This window comes from Bradyrhizobium sp. Kon37, assembly GCF_055807535.1.
Genome location: NZ_JBVVOY010000005.1, coordinates 172436 through 186485 on the forward strand (window position 1 = coordinate 172436; position 14050 = coordinate 186485).

Consider the following 14050-nt stretch of genomic DNA (forward strand, 5'->3'; position numbering starts at 1 on the left):
AGGAAAATCAAAGGGTTTCCGGCTTGGCCTGTGGGCCGCTGGCCTAGACCTCCAACACAATTTTGCCAATATGTGCCGAGGTTTCCATCCGCCGGTGCGCGTCGGATGCCTTTTCCAGCGGGAAAGTGCTGTCCATCAGCGGCTTGACCCGGCCTTCGCGCAAAAGCGGCATCACTTTCGCCTCGATTGCGGCCACCATCGCCGCCTTGTCCGCATTACTACGGGGGCGCAGCGTCGAGCCGGTATGGGTCAGGCGCTTCACCATCACCTTGGCGATGTTGACGGTGACCTTGGGCCCGTTGAGGGTTGCGATCTGCACGATGCGGCCGTCGAGCGCGGCGGCGTCATAGTTGCGGTCGACATAGTCGCCGGCGACCATGTCGAGGATCAGATTGGCGCCGGCGTTGTTCGTCTCCGCCTTGACCACGGCGACGAAGTCTTCGTCCTTGTAGTTGATGGCCCGATCCGCGCCGAGCTTGAGGCAGGCATCGATCTTGTCCTGCGATCCCACGGTGACGATCACCTTGGCGCCGAACGCTTTGGCGAGCTGGATTGCCATGGTGCCGATGCCGGAAGAGCCGCCATGGATCAGCAGCGTCTCGCCGGCCTTCAGGCCGCCGCGCTCGAACACATTGTGCCAGACCGTCATCAGCGTTTCCGGCAGTGCGCCGGCTTCCTTGATCGACAGCGACGGCGGCACGCTCATCGCCTGGCCGTCCTGGGCGATGCAGTACTGCGCATAGCCGCCACCGGCGACCAGCGACATCACCTTGTCGCCGATCTTGTGCCGCTTGGCGTTGCTGCCGACGGCCACCACTTCGCCGGCGATCTCGAGGCCGGGCAGGTCGCTGGCGCCGGGCGGCGGCGGATAGGCGCCGGAGCGCTGCGCGACGTCGGGCCGGTTGACGCCGGCGGCCTGCACCTTGACCAGGATCTCGTCGGGACCGGGCTGCGGCAGCGCCCGCTGTTCCGGCACCAGCACCTCCGGTCCGCCGGGTTTGGAGATGGCGACCACGGTCATTTGCGCGGGCAGCTTGTCCATGATGTGTCCTTGAGCAAAGGTGCGGGATGCAACGAGGCCATTGCTTAGCCAGCGCAATGCAGGCTGGCAACCGCCTCAGCCGCTTGTGATGCGAACGCAGGAGGAACAAGGATGGCGATGGAAGACGACGACCGTCCGCGCAAGAAGATCAGCCATGACATCGGACAGGATCTCTCACTCTTGTCAGTGGAGGAACTGACCGAGCGCATCGCGCTGCTCAAGGGCGAGATCGCAAGATTGGAAGAAGCCACAACAAAGAAGCGCGCCTCGCGCGATGCGGCCAACAGCGTTTTCAAGAAGTAGGCGTCGCACCACCGCCGTCGTCCCGGCCTAGTGCGCAATTGCGCACGGGGGCCGGGACCCATAACCACAGGGCGTGGTTTGGCGACGACTCGGAGTTACGCCTTCGCGCGACGACCTTTCCCTGTGGCTATGGGCCCCGGCCCCCGCGCGCAATTGCGCACTAGGCCGGGGCGACGGAGAGAATTTGTTCCGCGGGCGCACTCGGCCACTGACCGACATGGCTAACGAACCCTCAAAATAATCGCTCGTTTACTCGACATTAAGCTTTCGAGTTTATGACTAGGAACTGTCCTTGTTTGGACACCGAGTGGCTCCTGTCCACTCTGTTTGACGCCTCCCTGTTATCAACTTTCAAAGCCGCCGGTTTTCCGGCGGCTCTTTTTTTGCGCCGACGCCCCGCTTTTTTGCGTCTCGCCGCGGTTGAATTCCGGGCAAAGACCCGTGGAAACCATATCCGCGCTTGTCACTGGACTCGGCGTCTCGCCCGCGCAATGATTTGTTCATCATAAGCCGGCGCCAAAGCCGGGCAGTCAGACAGTTGCGTAAGGGGCGTTAACCATGGAACGTTTGCAAGCCGAAGGCGCTCTCGTTCAACTCAGCGAGCGGTTCACCAATTCTGCGGCGTTCGGCGTCCTGTTCCGTGAGGGCATGGACCTGGTCGAGGAGACCGCCGCCTATCTCGATGGCGCCGGCCGCACCGAGGCCAAGGCGCTCGACCGCGCCGTCAGCCTCACCTATGCGACCGAGAGCATGCGTCTGACCACTCGCCTGATGCAGCTGGCCTCGTGGCTGCTGCTGCACCGCGCGGTGAAGGAAGGCGAGATGACGCTCGGCCAGGCCAACCGCGAAAAGACCAAGGTCAAGCTCTCCGCCGCCGATCCCGGCTCCACCGACAGCATCGAGAAGCTGCCGTCGCAGCTCCAGGATCTGATCCATCGCTCGATGAGCCTCCAGACCCGCGTGCGCCGCCTGGACACCACCATCCACACCCCGCCGGTCGATCATTCCTCGATCGGCAACCCGCTGGTGCCGCACCTCAACGCGCTGAAGGCCGCGTTCGAGCGGTAAACGCAGGTGCCGTAGGGTGGGCAAAGGCGCGCAGCGCCATGCCCACCACTTCTCTCAGAATCGCAATCAAGGTTGGTGGGCACGCTACGCTTTGCCCACCCTACGAGTTCTCGGCCTGGTCGAGAGCACATCCCCCAAAACAAAAAACGCCCCCGGCTCTCCGGGGGCGTTTTCGTCTCCAGCCTTGCGGCCGGATCAATCCTTTTTGAGAAAGCCCGAAAACTTCTTCTGGAAGCGCGAGACGCGGCCGCCGCGATCCATCAGCTGGGCGTTGCCGCCGGTCCAGGCCGGGTGCGACTTGGGGTCGATGTCGAGGTTCAGCGTGTCGCCTTCCTTGCCCCAGGTGGAGCGGGTCAGGTACTCGGTTCCGTCGGTCATCACGACCTTAATCGTATGATAGTTCGGGTGAATTTCGGCTTTCATGGCAATTCCTCGGCGCCCCGGCGCCTCACTTGAGTGGCTATCGAATGACGGATTTGGCGCGGTCTATACCCCACGAGGCCCTGTAAAACAAGCCATTGCAGGGTCTTGGCGACGTCTTGGCAAGCCCTTTAGGGCCTTAGGCAGCGGACCGGGCGGCCCCCTAAGGGACATCCCGGATTTGCCACTCCCGCTCGCCCGGCCTATCTGGAGCGGAGCACCTCTCTTTGTCTTTTGGTCGGATCTCATGAGCGCAGTTGAACGGCTTGAAACCGGGCCCGCGGAAGCCCCGTCGATCGAGGCCGACCTGATCGAGGCGCCGGCGAAGAGCCGCGCGAAGCTGCGGCCGCTGCTGGCGCTCGCGCCCTATGTCGCCCGCTATCGCGGCCGGGCGGCGCTGGCCTTCGTCGCGCTGACGATCGCGGCGTTGACCACCCTGCTGGTGCCGGTCGCGGTGCGCAGGATGATCGATTTCGGCCTGACGCCCGAGGGCATCGAGCTGATCAACAGCTACTTCTCGGTGATGATTGCAGTCGTCGCCGTGCTCGCTCTCGCAAGCGCCGCGCGCTACTACCTCGTGATGACGATCGGCGAGCGCATCGTCGCCGATCTCAGGCGCGACGTCTTCGCCCATCTGCTGTCGCTGTCGCCGGCCTTCTTCGATTCCGCGCGCAGCGGCGAGCTGGTGTCGCGCCTGACCGCCGACACCACCCAGATCAAATCCTCCGTCGGCGCCTCGGTCTCGATCGCGCTGCGCAATCTCATGATGTTCTTCGGCGCTGCCGCGATGATGGTGATCACCAGCCCGCGTCTGTCGGGATTCGTGCTGCTCGCCATTCCCCTGATCGTGCTGCCGCTGGTCGCCTTCGGGCGCTGGGTGCGCCGGCTGTCGCGCAATGCGCAGGACACGCTGGCCGAGGCCTCCGCCTATGCGAGCGAGCTGGTGGGCGCGATCCGCACCGTGCAGGCCTATACCAGCGAGAGCCTCGCCGAGAAGCGTTTCGGCGGCGAGGTCGAGCAGGCCTATGAAGCCGCGCGCACCTCCACGCAGGCGCGTGCCGTGCTCACCGCCATCATCATCTTCATCGTGTTCGCAAGCGTGGTCGCGATCCTCTGGATCGGCTCGCACGACGTGCTCACAGGCACCATCACGCCGGGCCGGCTCGGCCAGTTCGTACTCTATGCGGCTTTCGCCGCGGCCGGCCTCGGCCAGCTCAGCGAGGTCTGGGGCGAAATCTCGGCGGCGTCGGGCGCTGCCGAGCGCCTGTTCGAGATCCTGCATGTGCAGCCCGACATCACCGCGCCCGCCTCGCCACGCGCGCTGCCGGTGCCGGCGCGCGGCGAAGTCGGCTTCGATCGTGTCAGCTTCGCCTATCCGGCGCGGCGCGACGTCAATGTGCTGGATGCCGTCTCGTTCACCGTGCGCCCCGGCGAGAAGGTTGCCATCGTCGGTCCCTCCGGCGCCGGCAAGAGCACGATCTTTCATCTGCTGTTGCGCTTCTACGATCCGCGCAGCGGCGCGATCTCGCTCGACGGCGTGCCGGTCAAATCCGCCGATCCCCGCGATTTCCGCTCCCGCATCGCGCTCGTGCCGCAGGAATCGAATGTGTTCGCGGCGAGCGCCCGCGACAACATCCGCTTCGGCCGGCCCGACGCCACCGATGCCGAGGTCGAGCGCGCGGCCGAGCTCGCGCACGCCGCCGAGTTCATCCGCCGCCTGCCCGAAGGTTTCGACACCCCGCTCGGCGAGCGCGGCGTGACGCTGTCAGGCGGCCAGCGCCAGCGCATCGCGATCGCCCGCGCCATCCTGCGCGATGCGCCGCTGCTGCTGCTCGATGAAGCCACCTCCGCGCTCGATGCCGAAAGCGAGACGCTGGTGCAGACCGCGCTGGAAGAACTGATGCGCCACCGCACCACGCTCGTCATCGCGCACCGCCTCGCAACCGTCCTGTCCTGCGACCGCATCCTGGTGATGGACCAGGGCAAAATCGTCGAGCAGGGCACGCATGCGGAGCTTGTGGCTGCGAACGGGCTCTATGCCAGGCTGGCGAGGTTGCAGTTCGAGGGGGCGTGAGGCGGAGTACTCCGGACTGCCGCCCCGCTCACAGTGTCATCGCCCGCGAAGGCGGGCGATCCAGTACTCCGAGACGGTCGTGATCAATCGAGAAGCTGCGGCGTACTGGATTCCCCGCCTTCGCGGGGAATGACAGCGGAGATTTGGCGAGAGCGTCGCACCACATGGTCTCCGTTCGTAGCCGGTCGATAGCGGATATTCGTCCATCTGATCGAGCGCCACGATCCGAATGGGCGCATCGCAAGGTTGGTCGGGCTGTTTCCTTCCCGGCTTTCGGTTCGGCCGGCCGGCGCCGCGACTCGCAGAAGCCTCGAAATTTCGTCACGGAATTCTGGCCAAGCGCGCACAGCGTGAGCCCGGAACGATTTTTACCGAAGGTTGTTAGAGGCTCAAGTTATCTGATGTCGCTTCTATCCTGGCATGAGGCCCGACAGGAAGGGCACTTCGTCCAGCTTTAGCCCCCGAGCTCTTTGTCGATGAGATGGCGGTCGGCTTTCGTTCGGTCGAACTTCAAAAGGAAAAATGGGATGACGAAAAGCACCCTCGATCTGGCACGTGCCAGGCTAAAGGCATACGTCCAGAAGGATCGGACAGCGATCGAAACGCTTCTTGCGGACGACTATCACTTCTCAAGTCCGATCGACAATGAGTTGGATCGTGCGACTTATCTGCGCCGCTGCTGGCCCAACAGCGAAAAGACCAGTTCGTTCGATGAAGTCATCGCGACCGAGGATGGAAACCGAGCAGTCATTGTCTATGAGGCAGCTGCTGCTGGAGGTCACAGGTTTCGTAATTGTGAGGTAACCACCGCGCGCGGAGACAAGATCGTTCGGGTGGAAGTCTACTTTGGATGGGACATACCTCACAAAGCTCCGAAGGGCGGCTTCATCGAAAAATGATGCGAGGGTCACGCCTAGCAGGATTGGGGGGCGAGGACGCGCTTTTTGCAAGGTCCGACTGCGATGATTGCCATTGGCTTCCGCCGATAGACATCGGCTTGTGACCCAAAGCAGTTTTCAAAGCGGCTCGAAGATCATCTGCCAGCCCTTTCGGGTGTCCATATATTCGCGAACCAGCTTGATGCGGCCGCCCGAAAGGACAAAGACGAAGCAATAATCATTCTCGTAGGGCTTGCCTCCAGGAAGAGTGGCTCGCATCCGCTCCTCGACCACCACAGTGTCACCATCGGCATGAAGGCCCAGAAACGAGATCTCGACGCTCGAGAACAGATGATGCATTTCCGTGGCAATGAAGCGGGCGATTTGGTCCGGTCCAATCATGTGGTCGGTGTGCTTGAGAGCGACTGCGGTGGCGTTTCCGGCCGGCGCAATCCATTCGGCATCGGGAGTAAACAGCTCCGCGATCAAGCTGGCATCACGGGTTTTGAAAGTCTTCCAGGCATTGATGACGATGTCTTTAGGATTCGTGCTGTTCATTTCTTCTCCAAGTGCTCAGCGGATCTGGCCTCTCTCTATACGGAGGGCGCGCCGACATCGCTGGCCGGAATCGGACCTGATCATCCCAGGACTGTTCTTCTGGCGCAGCCTACGATAAAATGAGTGATGCTCAGTTTTGAGGTGTGCAACTCCGCGCGCTTGCAGCGCGATCCGCGCTATGACGGCCGTTTCTACACGGCCGTGAGGACCACGCGAATCTACTGCCGTCCCGTTTGCCCGGTGAAGCAGCCGTTGACCCGCAACGTGGCCTACTATCAAACTGCGGCCGCTGCCGAAGCTGCGGGATACCGGCCTTGCTTGCGTTGCCGTCCGGAGACCGCGCCCTTCTGTGCTGCCTGGAATGGCACGCGCTCGACAGTCGCGCGCGCCTTGAAATTGATCGATGGTGGCGCGTTGGACGACGGTTCGGTTGCTGCACTCGCCGATCGGCTCGGGGTAAGCTCGCGCCATCTTGCGCGTCTGTTCGATCGGCATGTCGGGGCCAGCCCCCAGCAGGTAGCAAAGACCATGCGTGTACAGCGGGCGAAGCGCCTAATGGACGAGACTAATGATCAATTCGCCCAGATCGCCTACCGGGCCGGCTTTGGCAGCGTGCGCCGGTTCAACGCCGCCTTTCGCGAGCTCTATGGACGCTCTCCGTCCAGCATTCGCCAGCACCGTAAGGTATCCGCGTGATATAGGCATCGCTAACATTGGTCAGCTTGTGGCCTTGGCCGACGTGCTCATCAGCTTTTTCTGAGGTCTGACACCGCCTTAGCGGACTCCAGTCCCACAAAGCGAAAGTCGTATTGCGAAGGGCGGCAGCCAGAGCGCGGAACGATGTAGTGACTTTGCAGTTGTATGTTGTCCCCCCTCATCGGAGCCGGCCATTTGCAGACCCCTCAGTCAAAACTTGACGGGATCGACGATACCGCGCGACTTCAACTGCTCATCGATGCGATCGTTGATTACGCCATTTACATGATCGACATAGACGGCACCGTCCGCAGCTGGAACTCCGGCGCGCAGCGGCTGAAGGGCTACACGCCGGACGAAATCATCGGCAAGTCGTTCGCATCCTTCTATACGCCCGACGATCGTACCAAAGGGCTCCCGGAGCGCGCCTTGAGCGTCGCAGCGCAAGCAGGCCGCTTCAGCGCCGAGGGATGGAGAGTCCGCAAGGACGGAAGCCGTTTCTGGGCATCGGTGATCATCGATGCCGTCCGCAACGAGGCTGGTGAGCTGATCGGCTTCGCCAAGGTCACGCGAGACGTAACCGAGCGTCAGCAAGCCCATGAAGAGCTTCTCCACAGCGAGCGGCGCTACCGTCAGCTGATCGAGGCGGTGGTCGATTACGCGATCTTTCAGCTCGATCCGCTCGGCAACGTGACAACCTGGAATCCCGGTGCGGAGCGAATCAAGGGTTACGCGCCGCCGGAGATCATTGGCCGGCACTTCAGCGCTTTTTACACGCCCGAGGACATTGAACTCGGTGTGCCCAAGCGTGCGCTTTTAGAGGCGGCGGAGCATGGGCGGTTTGAAGCGGAAGGGTGGCGCCTGCGAAAAGATGGCTCCCGCTTTTGGGCGTCGGTCATCATCGATCGCATTACGGACGAGGCTGGCAACATCGTCGGGTTTGCCAAGGTCACGCGCGACGTTACGGACCGGAAGCGCGCCGAGGACGAACTCAAACACGTTCAGGAGCAACTCGCCGCATCCCAAAAGCTGGAAGCGGTGGGGCAACTCAGCGGCGGAATCGCGCACGACTTCAACAATCTGCTGATGATCGTCCTTGGCAATCTCGAAACAGCTGAGCGGCACGCCAAGGCGCCCGGAGCCAATCTGAACCGGGCGCTCGCAAACGCGAAACGAGGCGCGCAGAGAGCCGCGGCGTTGACCAGTCGCTTGTTGGCATTTTCGCGACGACAGGCGCTCGATCCCAAGCCGATCAACGTGAACAACTACGTCAATGGTCTGCAGGAATTCCTCCAGCGTACGCTGGGGGAGAGCATCGAAGTCCAAACGGTCGGAAGTGCGGGTCTGTGGCAAATTGAAGCCGATGCCAATCATCTGGAGTCGGCCATCGTCAACCTGGCAATCAACGCTCGCGACGCCATGCCTGACGGTGGAAAGCTGACTCTGGAAGCTGCCAACATCGCCGCCGACGAGGATTACTGCCGTCTCAATCCGGAATTGGCGCCCGGTCAGTACGTCGCTATCTGCGTGACTGACACAGGCGTCGGAATGTCGCGGGACGTTCTCAATCACGCGTTTGAGCCCTTCTTCACCACGAAGGAGCCGGGCCACGGCACCGGGCTTGGGCTAAGTCAGGTCTATGGCTTCGTCAAACAATCCGGAGGCCACGCAAAAATCTATACCGAGGTGGGGCAAGGCACGACGATCAAGATGTATTTCCCACGCTTCTCTGGGAGTGCACGACCCGAGGAAATCGCGCCAGAAGAAATCGCGGAGGGTGAGATATTCGAGACCATTCTCGTGGTCGAGGATGATGAAGATCTGCGCGTCTATATTTCTGACGTCCTTCGCGATCTCAACTACCGTGTCCTCTCGGCCCGCAGCGCCCAAGCGGCCCTGACCATTCTCCTGCAGGACGAGTCGAAGGTGGATCTTCTTCTCACCGACGTGGTCATGCCGGGGATCAATGGTCGCGAACTTGGCAGGCGCGCGCACCAAATTCGACCGGAGCTGAAAATCCTGTACATGACCGGGTATTCGCGTAATGCCGTCGTGCACCAGGGAAGGCTTGATGAAGGCGTCAATCTGTTGGAGAAGCCGATTTCCCAAGCGAAGCTTGCACTGAGGGTGCGAGAGATTCTCGACCAGAACGAATGAACTAGGCCTCAGATCGAGCGTCTTGACGATTTGAAGAGGTTAGTTCCGCCACAGATGCGCGCGCAATCGCTGGCTTCCGGAATTTCGGATAGGGCAGCCCACGCCCCTGAGCCGAGTGGATGGACCTTGCAGTTCCCCCGGATGTGGCGCCTAATCAGGTATCGCCGGCCAAAGGCTCGTCCGTAGGCGTCGGTGCCTGAGAGATGATTTGTGCTCCCGCCTCAACGGGAGTGCGCCTCATGGCCCAGCCATTCAGCAAGGAAACCCGCGAACTCCTGGAGCGGGCGCAGCGCGCGATCGATGCGTCGATCCAGCTTCGCGAAGACAGCCACCGCGCGATCCGCCAAGCCGAATTCTGGCAGTTCGATCTTGAACTCCGCTTGAGCCGAGAGCGCCTCGCGGCGAGTTGCGCGACAGCGCCGCTCATCGACACTTCGGCGACAGCGCCGGCACGTTCGGCCACGGCCAGTTCTTCCAGCTCCCGTCCTCATCAACGCAGGCCGATGGCCCAAGGCCGTTCGTCGGAGCACTCGTCGTCTTGACCGGCGTGGCGAGGCGCTGGTCGACATAGCTGGTCGAGACATAGCCGGCGACGATGACGCCGAGCAGGACCGAAGATCCCTTGGCCAGATCGCTCAGTTTCATCGGTCATCTCCATCCGCTTGCCGGCGCAACGTCCGGGCACAACGACTAGCCGACGTCCCGGGATCCCGACGTGACGGGCGTCACGCCCGCCAGAACAAGATCGCCAGAATCTAAGGTTGCCACATCATCTTCAGCACCGGCCGTCCCGAGGTCGGGTTCACCTCGTCGCCGGCATGGGCAAAGCCGTTGCGCTCGTAGAAGCGGATGGCGCGGCTGTTGTCCTTGTTGACGAGCAGCGTCACGCCCGCAGGCGACAGGCGCTTGGCCTCGTCCACCAGCAACCGCGCCGCGTCCGAGCCCCAATGCGCGGGATCGACCACGAGCTGGTCGAGATAGCCGTCGCCGTCGATGGTGACAAAGCCCGTGAGTGCGCCGTCCTGCTCCGCCACCACGATCGAAGCCTTCGGCACCAGCTCCTTGCGCCAGCGTTCGCGCCACCAGTCCAGGCGGGCCGCGAAGTCGATCTGCGGATAGGCCTGCTGCCAGGTGCGATGCCACAGGTCGATCGAGGCGGCCTCGTCCTCGGCGCGGTAAGGGCGGAGGTGGAGGGCGCTCAATTTACGAAGACCGTCATGCCCGGGCTTGTCCCGGGCATCCACGCCTTTCTGCCGTAGACCGAAGAACGTGGATGGCCGGGACGAGCCCGGCCATGACGCTGGGATGAGCGTTGAGCCATTTCCTCACTACCGCTCCGTCAACTTCAGCTCGATGCGGCGGTTGCGCTTGTAGGCTTCCTCGGTGTTGGCGGTGTCGAGCGGCTGGAATTCGCCGAAGCCGGCAGCGACGAGGCGCTGGGCCGGCACGCCGAGCGAGATCAGGTACTGCACCACCGAGATCGAACGGGCGGCCGAGAGGTCCCAGTTCGACTTGAAGTTCGGACCGTTGACCGGGCGCACATCGGTATGGCCGTCGACGCGCAGCACCCAGGGGATCTCGTTCGGGATCTTCTTGTCGAGATCGATCAGCGCGGTCGCCAGCGTGTCGAGCTCGGCGCGGCCTTCGGGCAAAAGCACCGCCTGTCCGGTATCGAAGAACACTTCGGACTGGAATACGAAGCGGTCGCCGACGATGCGGATGTCCGGGCGGTTGCCGAGGATGGCGCGCAGGCGGCCGAAGAATTCCGAGCGGTAGCGCGACAATTCCTGCACGCGCTGCGCCAGGGCGACATTCAGGCGAGAGCCCAGATCGGCGATTCGATTTTGCGATTCCTTGTCGCGCTTCTCGGAGACGTCGAGCGCTTCTTCCAGTGCCGCCAATTGTCGCCGCAGCGCGCTGATCTGCTGGTTCAGCACCTCGATCTGCGCCAGCGCGCGCGCCGAAACCGCTTTCTCGGAGTCCAGCGCCTTGCCGAGCTCGGAGGATTTGCCTTGCGCGTCGTTGCCGGCGGCGGCCAGCCCCTCATAGAGACCCTTGATGCGGTCGCGCTCGCTCTCGGCCGAGGCGAGGCCGGCTTTCAGCGACGAGACCTGGTCGTCGAGCGTGAGCTTGCCGAGCTTCTCCAGCGACAGCAATTCGTTGAGCTGCGCGATCTTGGCGTTGAGCAGCTCCAGCGCCTTGTCCTTGCCGGTGACCTCCTGCGACAGGAAGAACTGCACGACCAGGAACACCGACAGCAGGAACACGATCGACAGCACCAGCGTCGACAGCGCGTCGACGAAGCCGGGCCAGTAGTTGAAGGAGGTATCGCCGCGGCGGCCGCGCGCCAGTGCCATGTCGCTAACCCTTCTCGGGCTGACGCGCGATGCGCTCCAGCAGGCGCCGGATCTCGCGGTTCTGCTCGCCCTGGCCGTCGGCCCATTCACGGATCATCTGCTGCTCGGTGCGCATATGCGAGACCAGCGCCTGGATGGCTTCGGCAAGGCTCGCCATCGCCGCAGTGGTGCCGCGGCTGCCGCTGCCTTCCTCGAGCACCGTGCGCAAGCGCTCGACGACAGCCTGAAGCTCGCCGCTGGCAATGCCGCCGCCACTGCCGCTGGCGGCGACAGCTACTTCGCCACTGCCATATTCGCGCACGGTGGTGGCAAGCCAGTCTTCGAGATCGGTGTAGAAACGGTTCTGCGCCTGGCTCGATTGCAGGTCGAGAAAGCCCAGGATCAGCGAGCCGGCGAGGCCGAACAGCGAACTCGAGAACGAGATGCCCATGCCGCCGAGCGGGGCGGCCAGCCCCTCCTTCAGCGTGTCGAACAGGGCGCCGGAATCGCCCCCGACCTTGAGCCCGTCGATCACCTTGCCGACCGAGCCGACCGTCTCGATCAGGCCCCAGAAGGTGCCGAGCAGGCCGAGGAAGACCAGAAGCCCGGTCATGTAGCGGGAGATGTCGCGGGCCTCGTCGAGGCGGGTCGCGATCGAATCGAGCAGGTGCCGCATGGTGGTCTGGGTGATCGACATCCGCCCGGTGCGCTCGCCGCCGAGGATCATCGCCATCGGCGCCAGCAGCTTGGGGTGACGGGCGGGCGCAAGGCCAGGATCGGCGATGCGGAAATTGTTGACCCAGGAGACTTCGGGATACAGCCGGATCACCTGGCGGATGGCCAGGATAATGCCGATGAACAGTACGCCGCCGATCAGGGCATTAAGCCCGGGATTGGCGAAGAAGGCCTGGATGATCTGCTTGTAGAGCACCACTCCCACCAGGGCGCAGAGCACCAGGAAGACCAGCATCCGCACCAGAAAGACGCTGGGCGAGGAAAGCTTGGTGTATTCGATGTCGAGGGAAGAGCGGGGCGAGGCGCCTGGCGGCATGGCCGGTATCATCCGTTAACTTGCTTGCGGGGCGCACTATGGCACAGCGCCAGCCCAAAAAAAGCGCCGGATGCGCCGATTTCGGGGAGAGCTGGGGAACCCAGAGCTGAAACGGGGCTTTGGTACGGACGTACTTTCCTAATCCTCGGCATTCCACAGGTTCAAGTCGTACTTTTTCCCCTGCCGCCCAAGATCTGGCGCCCAAGATCTTCCGCCCAAGATCTGCCGCCCAAAGACGGAGTCGTCGCATGAGCGTCGTGTCCGCAATCATCGGGACTGTCGAACGGGTGCCTTTGCCTGATGTCGTGATCCGCGCGGCGATCCAGCGCCTGTGCTCGCGCACGGTGACCCGGCTGTCCGCGCTGGGCGGGGCCGACGATGCCGCCTTCGCCGGGCGGATGATGCTGCGGCCGATCGCCGAGGACCCGGATGCCGGGCATGACGAGGTGCCGGCTTCGTTCTTTGCGAAGGTGCTCGGCCCCAACCGCAAATACTCGTCCTGCTTCTACAAGACCGACGCGACCACCTTGCGAGAGGCCGAGGAGGAGGCGCTGCGCCAGAGCGCCGAGCATGCCGCTCTTGCCGACGGCCAGACCATCCTCGAGCTCGGTTGCGGCTGGGGCTCGCTGTCGCTGTGGATGGCGCGGCAGTTTCCGCACGCCAAGGTGACGGCGGTGTCGAGTTCGCAGGCGCAGCGCACTTATATCGAAGAAGAGGCGCGGCTGCGCGGTCTCCTCAACCTGCGCGTGGTCACGGCGGACATCAACGTGTTCGCGCCCGACGGGCAATTCGACCGCATCGTTTCGGTCGAGATGTTCGAGCATGTGATGAACTGGCGCAAGCTGATGACGCGCCTGCGCGCGTGGCTCGCGCCGGAGGGGCGGTTCTTCATGCACATCGTCGCCCATCGCTCTGGCTCCCACCTGTTCGACCGGGCCGATCGCGACGACTGGATCGCGCAGCGCGTCTCCACGGGCGGGCTGATGCCGAGCCATCACCTCGTCAGGCAATTCGACGATATCTTCACGGTCGAGAAGGAGTGGTGCTGGAGCGGCACGCATTATCAGCGCACCGCCAACGACTGGCTCGCGAATTTCGACACGCATCGCTGTTCCATCGAGGCGGCCTTGCGCAACATTCATGGCGAGGAGACCGCCCTGCAGATGCGACGCTGGCGCTGGTTCTTTCTCGCGACCTCGGGCCTGTTCGGCTACGCGGACGGAACCGAGTGGGGCGTCAGCCACTATCGGATGAAGACGGCGGGGTAATTGCGCTGTTCCGTCGCAGCACGCGGTGATGGAACCGGACTCACAATCGGGTGAGGCGCAAAAAATGTCGTGAACCCAGCAGCTTAAGCCGTGTGACATTGAGCCGCCCGCAACGTGCGTTGCGTCGCAGCAAGTCCCCTCTATTTTGGCGGCATCGGCCGCGCGGAATCACCCAGAACGGGGTCCCGCGGCGCGTGAT

Annotated in this window: 14 protein-coding genes; 7 read left to right on the top strand and 7 right to left on the bottom strand. The window is 63.1% G+C overall.

The features are described from left to right. Nucleotides 1-43 precede the first annotated feature (43 nt). On the bottom strand, nucleotides 44-1042 hold the full coding sequence (locus AC0L3J_RS14345; RefSeq protein ID WP_354159385.1) for an NAD(P)H-quinone oxidoreductase: 999 nt from the start codon (nucleotides 1040-1042) through the stop codon (nucleotides 44-46). A gap of 111 nt (nucleotides 1043-1153) precedes the next feature. Between AC0L3J_RS14345 and AC0L3J_RS14350 the strand changes: the two genes are divergently transcribed. Then, nucleotides 1154-1345 (top strand): DUF1192 domain-containing protein, encoded by a 192-nt coding sequence (locus AC0L3J_RS14350; RefSeq protein WP_473347416.1) that lies wholly within the window; start codon nucleotides 1154-1156, stop codon nucleotides 1343-1345. 558 nt (nucleotides 1346-1903) lie between these two features. Beyond that, nucleotides 1904-2413: a protease adaptor protein RcdA gene (rcdA, locus tag AC0L3J_RS14355; protein WP_007599893.1), complete on the top strand. Its 510-nt coding sequence runs from the start codon at nucleotides 1904-1906 to the stop codon at nucleotides 2411-2413. A gap of 195 nt (nucleotides 2414-2608) precedes the next feature. On the opposite strand, the gene rpmE is transcribed toward rcdA, so the two are convergent. Then, on the bottom strand, nucleotides 2609-2836 hold the full coding sequence (gene rpmE / locus AC0L3J_RS14360; protein ID WP_007599895.1) for a 50S ribosomal protein L31: 228 nt from the start codon (nucleotides 2834-2836) through the stop codon (nucleotides 2609-2611). A 244-nt stretch (nucleotides 2837-3080) separates the two neighbouring features. Between rpmE and AC0L3J_RS14365 the strand changes: the two genes are divergently transcribed. Both AC0L3J_RS14365 and AC0L3J_RS14370 read left to right on the top strand, forming a co-directional pair. Beyond that, nucleotides 3081-4907: an ABC transporter ATP-binding protein/permease gene (locus tag AC0L3J_RS14365; protein WP_473347417.1), complete on the top strand. Its 1827-nt coding sequence runs from the start codon at nucleotides 3081-3083 to the stop codon at nucleotides 4905-4907. 527 nt (nucleotides 4908-5434) lie between these two features. Continuing rightward, nucleotides 5435-5806 carry a nuclear transport factor 2 family protein gene (locus AC0L3J_RS14370; protein WP_473347418.1) on the top strand — a complete coding sequence of 124 codons (372 nt, stop codon included), beginning with the start codon at nucleotides 5435-5437 and terminating at the stop codon, nucleotides 5804-5806. 117 nt (nucleotides 5807-5923) lie between these two features. Here AC0L3J_RS14370 and AC0L3J_RS14375 read toward each other — a convergent pair whose 3' ends face one another. After that, a complete protein-coding gene (locus AC0L3J_RS14375; RefSeq protein ID WP_473347419.1) occupies nucleotides 5924-6343 on the bottom strand; it encodes a nuclear transport factor 2 family protein in 420 nt (139 codons plus the stop codon). Between the two features lie 126 nt (nucleotides 6344-6469). Here AC0L3J_RS14375 and AC0L3J_RS14380 point away from each other — a divergent pair, with 126 nt between their 5' ends. Together AC0L3J_RS14380 and AC0L3J_RS14385 are read left to right on the top strand one after the other, a co-directional pair. Further along, entirely contained in the window at nucleotides 6470-7039 is a 570-nt protein-coding gene (locus AC0L3J_RS14380) for a bifunctional transcriptional activator/DNA repair enzyme AdaA (protein WP_473347476.1), read from the top strand. Between the two features lie 165 nt (nucleotides 7040-7204). Then, nucleotides 7205-9196 (top strand): hybrid sensor histidine kinase/response regulator, encoded by a 1992-nt coding sequence (locus AC0L3J_RS14385; RefSeq protein WP_473347420.1) that lies wholly within the window; start codon nucleotides 7205-7207, stop codon nucleotides 9194-9196. A gap of 423 nt (nucleotides 9197-9619) precedes the next feature. Here the strand turns inward: AC0L3J_RS14385 and AC0L3J_RS14390 are convergent, their stop codons facing one another. The 4 genes from AC0L3J_RS14390 to AC0L3J_RS14405 all read right to left on the bottom strand — a co-directional run bounded on the left by AC0L3J_RS14390 (nucleotide 9620) and on the right by AC0L3J_RS14405 (nucleotide 12583). Then, nucleotides 9620-9841 carry a hypothetical protein gene (locus AC0L3J_RS14390; protein WP_027570257.1) on the bottom strand — a complete coding sequence of 74 codons (222 nt, stop codon included), beginning with the start codon at nucleotides 9839-9841 and terminating at the stop codon, nucleotides 9620-9622. Nucleotides 9842-9951: 110 nt separating this feature from the next. Then, complete coding sequence (locus AC0L3J_RS14395) at nucleotides 9952-10398, bottom strand: GNAT family N-acetyltransferase (protein WP_473347421.1); 447 nt, start codon at nucleotides 10396-10398, stop codon at nucleotides 9952-9954. 126 nt (nucleotides 10399-10524) lie between these two features. Then, complete coding sequence (locus AC0L3J_RS14400; RefSeq protein ID WP_007599914.1) at nucleotides 10525-11553, bottom strand: peptidoglycan -binding protein; 1029 nt, start codon at nucleotides 11551-11553, stop codon at nucleotides 10525-10527. Between the two features lie 4 nt (nucleotides 11554-11557). Then, nucleotides 11558-12583 (bottom strand): flagellar motor protein MotA, encoded by a 1026-nt coding sequence (locus tag AC0L3J_RS14405; RefSeq protein WP_473265369.1) that lies wholly within the window; start codon nucleotides 12581-12583, stop codon nucleotides 11558-11560. A 248-nt stretch (nucleotides 12584-12831) separates the two neighbouring features. Between AC0L3J_RS14405 and AC0L3J_RS14410 the strand changes: the two genes are divergently transcribed. Beyond that, entirely contained in the window at nucleotides 12832-13851 is a 1020-nt protein-coding gene (locus AC0L3J_RS14410; RefSeq protein WP_473347422.1) for an SAM-dependent methyltransferase, read from the top strand. Nucleotides 13852-14050: the final 199 nt, after the last annotated feature.

What these genes read in the sequence shown, in the direction of transcription:
- AC0L3J_RS14345 (WP_354159385.1), bottom strand. Translation starts at nt 1,042, where the DNA reads ATGGACAAGCTGCCCGCGCAAATGACCGTGGTCGCCATCTCCAAACCC.
- AC0L3J_RS14350 (WP_473347416.1), top strand. Translation starts at nt 1,154, where the DNA reads ATGGCGATGGAAGACGACGACCGTCCGCGCAAGAAGATCAGCCATGAC.
- rpmE (WP_007599895.1), bottom strand. Translation starts at nt 2,836, where the DNA reads ATGAAAGCCGAAATTCACCCGAACTATCATACGATTAAGGTCGTGATG.
- AC0L3J_RS14400 (WP_007599914.1), bottom strand. Translation starts at nt 11,553, where the DNA reads ATGGCACTGGCGCGCGGCCGCCGCGGCGATACCTCCTTCAACTACTGG.
- AC0L3J_RS14365 (WP_473347417.1), top strand. Translation starts at nt 3,081, where the DNA reads ATGAGCGCAGTTGAACGGCTTGAAACCGGGCCCGCGGAAGCCCCGTCG.
- AC0L3J_RS14385 (WP_473347420.1), top strand. Translation starts at nt 7,205, where the DNA reads ATGTTGTCCCCCCTCATCGGAGCCGGCCATTTGCAGACCCCTCAGTCA.
- AC0L3J_RS14405 (WP_473265369.1), bottom strand. Translation starts at nt 12,583, where the DNA reads ATGCCGCCAGGCGCCTCGCCCCGCTCTTCCCTCGACATCGAATACACC.
- AC0L3J_RS14410 (WP_473347422.1), top strand. Translation starts at nt 12,832, where the DNA reads ATGAGCGTCGTGTCCGCAATCATCGGGACTGTCGAACGGGTGCCTTTG.
- AC0L3J_RS14390 (WP_027570257.1), bottom strand. Translation starts at nt 9,841, where the DNA reads ATGAAACTGAGCGATCTGGCCAAGGGATCTTCGGTCCTGCTCGGCGTC.
- AC0L3J_RS14370 (WP_473347418.1), top strand. Translation starts at nt 5,435, where the DNA reads ATGACGAAAAGCACCCTCGATCTGGCACGTGCCAGGCTAAAGGCATAC.
- AC0L3J_RS14375 (WP_473347419.1), bottom strand. Translation starts at nt 6,343, where the DNA reads ATGAACAGCACGAATCCTAAAGACATCGTCATCAATGCCTGGAAGACT.
- rcdA (WP_007599893.1), top strand. Translation starts at nt 1,904, where the DNA reads ATGGAACGTTTGCAAGCCGAAGGCGCTCTCGTTCAACTCAGCGAGCGG.
- AC0L3J_RS14380 (WP_473347476.1), top strand. Translation starts at nt 6,470, where the DNA reads ATGCTCAGTTTTGAGGTGTGCAACTCCGCGCGCTTGCAGCGCGATCCG.